This window comes from Pseudopedobacter sp. (genome assembly GCF_040392825.1).
Classification (GTDB): domain Bacteria; phylum Bacteroidota; class Bacteroidia; order Sphingobacteriales; family Sphingobacteriaceae; genus Pseudopedobacter.
The window spans coordinates 1-8,913 of the sequence record NZ_JBEBVH010000171.1 but is presented as its reverse complement, the minus strand read 5'-3'; the positions used below and the strand labels follow the sequence as shown (position 1 = coordinate 8,913).

Genomic DNA, 8,913 nt, shown 5'->3' with positions numbered 1-8,913 from the left:
CTGATGAGTCTTTTATGGAGAGTACCAAATCGTGGTTATCTGATGCTAAAATACGCTTGAGTCATGGTACGGTAGGAAACGCAAGGGTTGGTTCTTACTGGAGGCAGGAATATGGGTTCATCAGTCAGGCGAACAGACTTATCTATATAGGAGAGAAGCCTCAAAGCGGATTGAGAACATCCAGCACTTTAAAAAATGAAAACCTGACATGGGAAAGTACAGTCTCTTCAAATCTGGGCTTTGATGTAGGATTATTTAAAGATAGGGTTTCTTTCTCTTTAGATCTGTATAATAATATCACTAAAGATCTGATTCTTGGTGTAGACCTACCTTCAAGTTCGGGCTATAATACCCAATATCAAAATATAGGAAGTACACAGAATAAAGGTCTCGAATTTACGACTACAGGTTATATCATAGATAAGAAGGATTTTACCCTATCAGCGAGCTTCAATATCTCCTTCAATAAAAATAAAATTAGAGAGCTGAATGGCTCTGACCAAATGATTGTTTCTTCTGGCTGGGGATTAAATGTTGGTTCTGACGATTACAGAGCGATGGTAGGACAACCGGTTGGATTGATGTATGGCTATGTAAGCGATGGATTCTATTCTTTTGATGACTTTCATTACGATTACGACCAAAAAAAATGGATACTAAATTCTGATGTAGTTAATGCTTTAAAAGTTTTAGACAGGTCTGGAAATTATTTTGGTCCAGGGCATATGAAATTAAAGCAACTTGAAATTCGCTATGATGAAAATGGTAATAGAATCTATGACATATCTGCTGATCATGATAGAACCGTAATAGGAAGAGCACAACCTAAACATACCGGTGGTTTCTCTTTTAACAGCACTTATAAAGGATTTGATTTAACGGCCATGTTCAATTGGTCTTATGGCAATGATATTTATAATGCAGACAAAATAGATTATACTACCTATACCGGATCTAAAAGATACCAGAATGTAAGCAGTCTTATGAGTCTGGACAATAGATTTACCACTATAGATCCGGTTACAGGAAATAACATCATGTTCGGAAATAGTGCAGATCCTGCATTATTTGAGGAACTCAACCAAAATGCCAATATATGGAGTCCAATAACCAATTCATCTATATTAACCGATTGGGCTATAGAAGACGGTTCCTTTTTACGTTTAAGTAATCTTACTCTTGGATATACACTCCCTTCAAAAATTTCTAAAAGATTTCTGATACAAAGATTGCGTTGCTATGTGGCAGGTTACAATCTGCATGTATGGACCAATTACACAGGACAGGATCCGGAGGTAGATACCAGAAGGTCGACACCATTAACTCCGGGTGTTGGATATTCAGCCTATCCGAAGGCAAAGAAAATATTGTTTGGACTAAATATCACCTTTTAATCTAGATTAAAATGAAACAGATGAAAAAGATATTCATATTACTATCAGCAACGTCTTTTCTGGGACTTTCGTCATGTAAGAAATTTCTGGAAACATCGTCGCCATCGTCTTTAAGCCCCGAAACTGTTTATAGTTCAACCTCAATGGCTAAAGCAGCAGTTATGGGTTTATACGGGAAAATGACCGATACCTATATTTATGGACAAAAGCTTTCTGTTAACTGGCAGGGCGTGTCTGACATAGAGTGTAACAGGGCTTTTAGCGAAACTGCTTATAACTCAAATAATAATGACGAAGGGGCAGGAAACTTCTATGGAAGTATTTACAATACAACCACACGTTGGGCGGGACTTTACGATTTTGCCGAGATATCGACAGCAACAGTAGACGGCATTAGACAATCGCCAATTCTGGAAAGTTCTGCGGCACAGATGAAACCATTATTGGGCGAAGCCCTTACTTTAAGGGCGCTGGCTTACTTTGAATTGGTAAGGTATTGGGGAGATGTTCCGTTTAAAACGGAAGCATCAAAATCAGATTTATCCAATGTTTATATGGGAAGAACTGATAAAGACACTGTTTTCCATTATATCGTTAAAGATTTGCAGGAAGCTGTTGGATATCTTCCATGGTTAGGAGCAAATACCGAATATGGTAGTGCCGAACGTATTACAAAGGGTTTTGCCATGGGATTATTGGCAAGAGTAGCGTTGTTTGCAGGAGGCTGGTCTTTAAGGGATGCCAATATGTTTCCTAATTCTACAGCAGAGCATCATCCTACTATACCGGAACAGGAAGGATTTTTTGTAGGCAGACCACAAAACTGGAGAGCGTATTATCAGATAGCTGCTGATGCCTGTGCAGAAATGATTGGCTCGGTAGAAAATCCTCACAAATTAGATCCCAGTTATCAGAACATCTGGCAAACCGTATGTCGTCAACTTCCAAATGCTTTTAACGAGAATTTATTTGAAGTGGCGTTTGGAATGGGGAATAATGGTGATATAGGCTCATTAATGGGCTATTCGGTAGCCGGTAATACCAAATATGGTTCGCGTGGTTTTGGCGGTAGTTATGTTACTTCGACGGCTTATTATTTTTATTCTTTTGATAAAGAAGACAAGAGAAGAGATGTAACATTAACCTGGTTAAACTATACCTCAGAGAATAAAGAGGCATTAGGAACCGATCCTTTTAATGTAAACTTTGCCAAGTGGAGAATCTATTGGACTTCTGACGCCTATCTGGCATTGCACAAGACTGCAAACTCACGTATTGCAACCGGTATTAACTGGATATTGATGCGCTATTCGGATGTTTATTTAATGTATGCTGAGGCTATGAATGCACTTCAGAGTCCGGATTCGTTAAATGCCAAAGCGGGTATTTCGGGACGTCAGGCATTAGAAAAGGTTCGTGAAAGGGCCTTTGGTACCGGGTCTGCGAAAGTAGCAGGATATGATGCCGATTTCTTTAAAGCGATTGTAAACGAAAGAGCATGGGAGTTTGGCTGCGAATCTATCAGAAAGCAGGATTTAATTAGATGGGGATTGTTGTATGATAAGATAGAGGAAATGAAAAAGTCACTTTGTTTAATGTTTGACAACAAACTGCCGGTAACCATTTTTGATAAGACTTATCAACCGACGGACTTTCCGCAAACTGTTTATTATAAGTTTAAGAATACTGAGTATATAGATGAAACATCCATAAACTATTACGGAGACCTGCCTGCAGATCCGGGTGCACCGTATCAGTCAGCAAAATGGTTTCCGCAAAATGCACAAAAACCAACATCGGGAACCAATGTGAATTATAAGGTGTGGCCGGTACGAGTTTTGGTAGCTGCTACAGGTTTATACCCTTCATATGACTATTCGGGCTTTCTGGGAACTTTAACCAATGGAGCAGAGATACAAAGCGAGCTATCGCTTAAGCCAATGGGTAATAAAAGGGTTTATTACAGATATCCTTATGCTGTTTTCTACGAAGATATCTATGAATCAAAAGGACACCTGCAGAATTCTTACGGTTATTGATCTTTAATAAGTAATAATTATGAAAAAGATATTTTTAAGATTGACGCTGCTTGCTTCGGTCTCCATTATAGCAACAAGCTGTATAAAAAAAGCCAACGAATGGGATATAGATCCTTCTCATGACAGATTATTTAAGTCTCTAGTTTTTGAAGTGGTAAAAACCGAGGCTACAACGGTAGAGCTCAAGTATACTAAAGCTGTATCTGCGAATAAGTATATTTTCGAATTCAGCAAAGACAACTTAGAGTTTAACGAAATAGTAAAGACTGTTGAGATTTTAGCGGATACGCTAACACCTTTTAACGAATCTACAACCCCAACAAAGGTCGAGTACAGAACTATATTCGAAGAGCTTGACGGTACTACAGGATATTCGGTGCGTATGAAAAGTGTGGATACCCTATCTGGTACAGAATCTAAATATTCACAGGTTTATTTTGAAACTGCTGCAGAACAGTTATTTACAAGTTGGGATGTGTTTACCGATAAAATCAATATTTCCTGGACACCTACAGATAGAGTAACGCATATTACTGTTTTTGATGCTGCAACGGGCGAAGAGGTGCAGAAGAATACATTAACACCTGTAGAAATTGGTGCTGGTAATATGGAGTTGATAAACCTGAGTCCCGGAACAAACTATAAGATTATTATTTATAATAACGAAGTAGAGAGAGGAACAAAAATCCTGAAAACCTCTGGTTTGCAGGGTGGAATTATTATCAACGTTAATCCCGGAGATGATATTCCAGCACTGGTTTCAACCGCAGTTTCGCAAGGTAAGCCGAATGTAACCTTAATGTTTAAAGGTGGAGAGACTTATGATCTGGGAACTTTAATTCTTCCTGCAGGGCTGTCGAATGTAAGCTTTACAGGAGAGAATGATATAAGTGGAACGGCGGGATTACCGGCATTGCTGAATTTAAAAGAAGTCAGGTTGTCTGATGCCATTTTTGGGAAACTGATTTTCGAAAAAGTAGTACTAACAGGAGGGACAGGCGATTATCTTATAAATCTTGCTACGGATGGTGTAGAGATTGAGGAATATAATTTTAGTAACTGTTTCATTTTTAATTACAGAGGTACAGTTCGTGTCCAAAATAAAAATATTAAGCTGAAAAAGATAAGCTTTGATAATAACAGGTTCCAAAACACCGGAGATTATGGCATTGTAAATATTGGTGGATCAACACCGGTAGTAGATTCTATATCTTTTAAGAATAGTACCATGCAGAATATGGCTTCGCAGCTAATGGATGTACGATCTAAGGTGAAAGGCATAATCATTACAAATTGTACAATATATAATCAGACAAAAGCACTTACACAACTAGTACGACTAGACAAAAATAATTTACCGTCAACGTTTGAGGCTTTCAATAATATCATATCCGGAAGCAACAACGGAACTCAATTAAAGGCTTTCAGCTTAACATATGACGGCTCTTTTGCAGGAAGCTATCGGACAAATGAAATGTCTATAGGGCAGGAATTTCCAAATATAACGGTATTCCAGGGAAGTGCAGAAGATTTATTTGTAGATCCGGCTAATGGAAATTTCAGAGTCAAATCCGAATCTGGTTTTGGAGGCAGAGGTACAGCCGGAGATCCGAGATGGTTTTAATCAGTTAAGGGTGTATTAATCGCAAAGGACACGGAAATTAATGTTCGTGTCTCTTTGTGGTTAAGTTAAAAAGGGTACAATATGAACACAAGAAATAAGCAATTTGGTTTTGAATCGATAAGCTCACATAATAGATTTAGAAAATGCACCATTTCGGTAGCAACTCTTATGCTGCTATTATCGGTGGCTTGTAAAAAGGGGAATTCGGGGAGTAAGTCTGATGATGATAATATTCCAAAACCTGTAGAGGAAACCGCTCTGGCATTTCCTGGAGCAGAAGGTTTTGGTGCCGGAGTTACAGGTGGTAGAGGCGGAAGAGTTATTAAAGTAACTAATTTAAACGACTCCGGTGCGGGAAGTTTGCGAGCAGCAATAACGGCTTCAGGCAAACGTATAGTTGTATTCGATGTATCCGGAACGATAGATTTAAAATCTCAGTTGAAGATAACCAATCCGGATATTACTCTTGCAGGTCAGACTGCGCCCGGAGATGGGGTTACCTTAAAAGGATATCCGGTATCTGTAGCAACCAGCAATGTTATAATTCGCTACTTACGTTTCAGGATGGGAGATGAAAACGGAGCAGAAGCAGATGCTTTGGGAGGATTCGAGGCCAGAGACATTATTGTAGATCATTGTTCTATGAGCTGGTCTACAGATGAATGTGTCTCTTTTTATAACAATGATAATTTCACGCTGCAATGGTGTATTATCTCAGAAAGTTTAAGAAAGTCGGCACATGAAAAAGGTGCGCATGGATATGGTGGCGTTTGGGGTGGTAAATATGCTTCTTTTCATCATAACCTAATGGCGCATCACGATAGCCGTGTTCCAAGATACGGAGAAAGAGCAGGGTCTATTTATGCACTTACCGATTTGGTTGATGTAAGAAACAATGTTTTTTACAATTGGGGTGGAAATAGTTCCTACGGTGGAGAAGGAATGAATATCAATATTATCAATAACTATTATAAACCAGGTCCTGCTACCCAAAGCAAGGTAATGGATAGAATCTTTTCTATTGATAAGAATACAAAACCTGAGCAAGCTGTATATGATAAATGGGGTAAATTTTATATCAATGGAAATGTGATTGAAGGCCGGGCAAATCCAACCAATGATAACTGGACCTACGGAGTATATAATCAATTTCATAGCAATTACGGAACAGTATCAGAGGCGGATAAAATAGCGATGAGAATGACGGAGCCGCATCCAACAAATAACAATGTGAAAACTCAGACGGCAGAGCTGGCTTATCAGAAAGTATTGGATTTTGCAGGAGCCAGTTTAAAAAGAGATGCAGTAGACGAACGTATCATTAAAAATGTAAAGGAGAAATCATACACTGCCAATGGATCAAGCGGAGATCAGTACAGTCGTTTCGGAATTATAGATAAGGCTTCTGATGTAAATGGCTGGCCTTTTTTGTCAACCTTGCCAGCTCTTGCAGATTCTGATAATGACGGTATGCCTGACGAATGGGAGATAGCCAATAAACTGGATCCAAAAAAGGCTAACGCTAATGGTAGAGACTTAAGTACAGCTTATGACAACATAGAAGTGTATATCAATAGTCTTGTGAAAGATATTACAACTAATCAGCTAAAATAATTAGATAAACTAAAGAACTTGATGGGGTTGTTAAAGAAAGTGCTTCTTGCAACGGCCCCATCATAACCACTATAAACTTATATTATGAACAAATTTTTATCTATCATTTCATTGTTACTTTTGCCCTATATTGACGCCTGGGCTCAGCAACTGGCTTTTCCGGGAGCAGAAGGTTTTGGTAAATATGCGACGGGGGGACGCGGAGGGAAGGTTTATAAAGTAACAAATCTTAATGATTCCGGTCCGGGAAGTTTCCGGGAAGCTTTTAATGCTTATCCCGGAGAACCTTTAACAGTTGTTTTTGAAGTAGGTGGGACCATTGAACTATTGTCGCAGATAAAAGTCAACCGTTCTAATATTACCATTGCTGGTCAAACAGCGCCTGGCGATGGTATATGTTTAAAAGGACATTCTTTAATTTTTAATGGTGCAAGATCTGCAAGTCTGGGAGGTAACCATAATAATATTGTTATCCGGTATTTACGATCGAGACCAGGCAGTACATTGTCTACAGGTGTTTACGGTTTTGATCTTGAAAATGTAGACAATGTTATTGTAGATCATTGTTCTTTTTCCTGGGCAAACGAAGAGTGTGCCGCTATGTATGATATGAAGAATATCACAGTACAGTATTGTATTATAAGTGAAGGTTTATATAATGCAGGCCATGCAAAAGGAAATAGAGGATATGGAGGAGTTTGGGGAGGGCAATATGCTTCCTTTCATCATAATTTATTTGCACATCAGAATGCCAGGTCTACGCGTTTCAACGGAGCCAGAGCACATGACGTTGAGGCTTTAATAGATTACAGAAATAATGTGGTTTATAATGCCGGATCGAGAAATGCTGCTGCGGGAGGAGCGGTTAACATAGAGAACGCATTTTCCAGAATAAATCTGGTGAATAATTATTACAAACCAGGTCCGGCTACACCATCAGACTATCTTTTTATAGAAGCCGATTATGAATCTGCTGAGGCTAAAGGTATAGGTGAATTTCATGTAAGCGGAAATGTCATGTATGGAAATGCAGCTAAGACCAATGATAATTGGTCTGCTGTAAGTTTTACTAAAATTCCTTCGGAATCTTTAAGTATAGCCAAGGTATTAAGTCCGTTTGCTATTAGTGTTCCTATACCAGTGCAAAGTGCAGAAGAAGCTTACGCTGATGTATTGAAGAATGCGGGCGCAATTCTCCCGGTTCGTGATGCAGTAGATAAAAGAATTGTGAGTGAGACTGCTACAGGGACAGCCAGTGTTTTGGGAGCCACATCTGGAAAATGGGGAATTATAGACTCTCCCGCGGCGGTTGGAGGATGGCCTGTTTATAATACTGCAGCTGCTCCTGCAGATTCTGATGGAGACGGTATTCCCGATGTATGGGAAGACGCTAATGCATCGAATAAACATGATGCAGCTGATGGAAATTTGGTAAACGGACAAGGTTATACCATGTTAGAAGTTTATCTGAATAGCATAACTGCAGCACAGGCCACGGCATTTGAGCTGTTAGGTTTTGCAGCAACATTAAAAGAAGCAGCGACTAAATCGGTGGATTTAGCCTGGACAATCAGCAATGACCTGGCTGTACAAACTATAGAAGTAGAAAGGAGTGCAGATGGTATGGCTTTTACAAGTTTAACAAGCGTAGCCAGCAAGCAAAACAGTGCTTTAAGCGAATATACATTTACCGATAATAATGTTTTAAATGACGTCTCTTATTATCGTTTAAAGATGACAGATGCTGGTAATCAGATTACTTATAGTGAGGTTAAGCAAATTAACAATCCGGTAGCACAGGCTTACTGGACAGAACCTTTTACAACCACTACGGTAACTACTATCAGTAAACCGGCTACAATTGAAACATCAATACAAACTAATGGAGAGTGGATTTTATATGGAGCTCAGAGAGAAACAAGAACTGTTAGCGATTCGAATTCAGCCAATCAATGGACAGACGGGAATACAAATCCGAGTCTGAAAATATTAAACGGAAACGCCTCTACCGTAAGTGATTACAGTTTAACTGAACCGCCTTATGTCATAACTCCGCTATTTTCTCAGGGAATATCAAAAATTACATTTAATGAGATAATGAGAAACGATATGAGTGCAGGAAGTATTATTATATATACCTCAAAAGACGGTGGGCAAACCTGGAGTTCTACAGGAATCAGTACAGCTACAAAAACAAGTAAGTTTGATTTAATCACTGTTAAAATAGAAGATCACAATATTA

General features: G+C 38.9%; 5 protein-coding genes. All 5 read left to right on the top strand.

Going from position 1 to position 8,913, the window contains the following annotated elements; translation table 11 throughout:
- The coding region (locus ABWO41_RS12275; protein WP_502945650.1) for a SusC/RagA family TonB-linked outer membrane protein at positions 1-1,394 on the top strand (1,394 nt) is incomplete at its 5' end.
- A 20-nt stretch (positions 1,395-1,414) separates the two neighbouring features.
- Positions 1,415-3,433, top strand: coding sequence for a RagB/SusD family nutrient uptake outer membrane protein (locus ABWO41_RS12270; protein ID WP_353138229.1), 2,019 nt, complete (start codon positions 1,415-1,417; stop codon positions 3,431-3,433).
- Positions 3,434-3,452: 19 nt separating this feature from the next.
- Positions 3,453-5,057: a DUF5123 domain-containing protein gene (locus ABWO41_RS12265; RefSeq protein WP_353138226.1), complete on the top strand. Its 1,605-nt coding sequence runs from the start codon at positions 3,453-3,455 to the stop codon at positions 5,055-5,057.
- 81 nt (positions 5,058-5,138) lie between these two features.
- Entirely contained in the window at positions 5,139-6,671 is a 1,533-nt protein-coding gene (locus ABWO41_RS12260) for a pectate lyase family protein (RefSeq protein ID WP_353138223.1), read from the top strand.
- 84 nt (positions 6,672-6,755) lie between these two features.
- On the top strand, positions 6,756-8,913 hold a 2,158-nt coding region (locus ABWO41_RS12255; protein WP_353138220.1), incomplete at its 3' end, for a hypothetical protein.

Bases quoted from the DNA above. Each gene is read 5' to 3' on its own strand.
- ABWO41_RS12270 (WP_353138229.1), top strand. From the start codon at position 1,415: ATGAAAAAGATATTCATATTACTATCAGCAACGTCTTTTCTGGGACTT.
- ABWO41_RS12265 (WP_353138226.1), top strand. From the start codon at position 3,453: ATGAAAAAGATATTTTTAAGATTGACGCTGCTTGCTTCGGTCTCCATT.
- ABWO41_RS12260 (WP_353138223.1), top strand. From the start codon at position 5,139: ATGAACACAAGAAATAAGCAATTTGGTTTTGAATCGATAAGCTCACAT.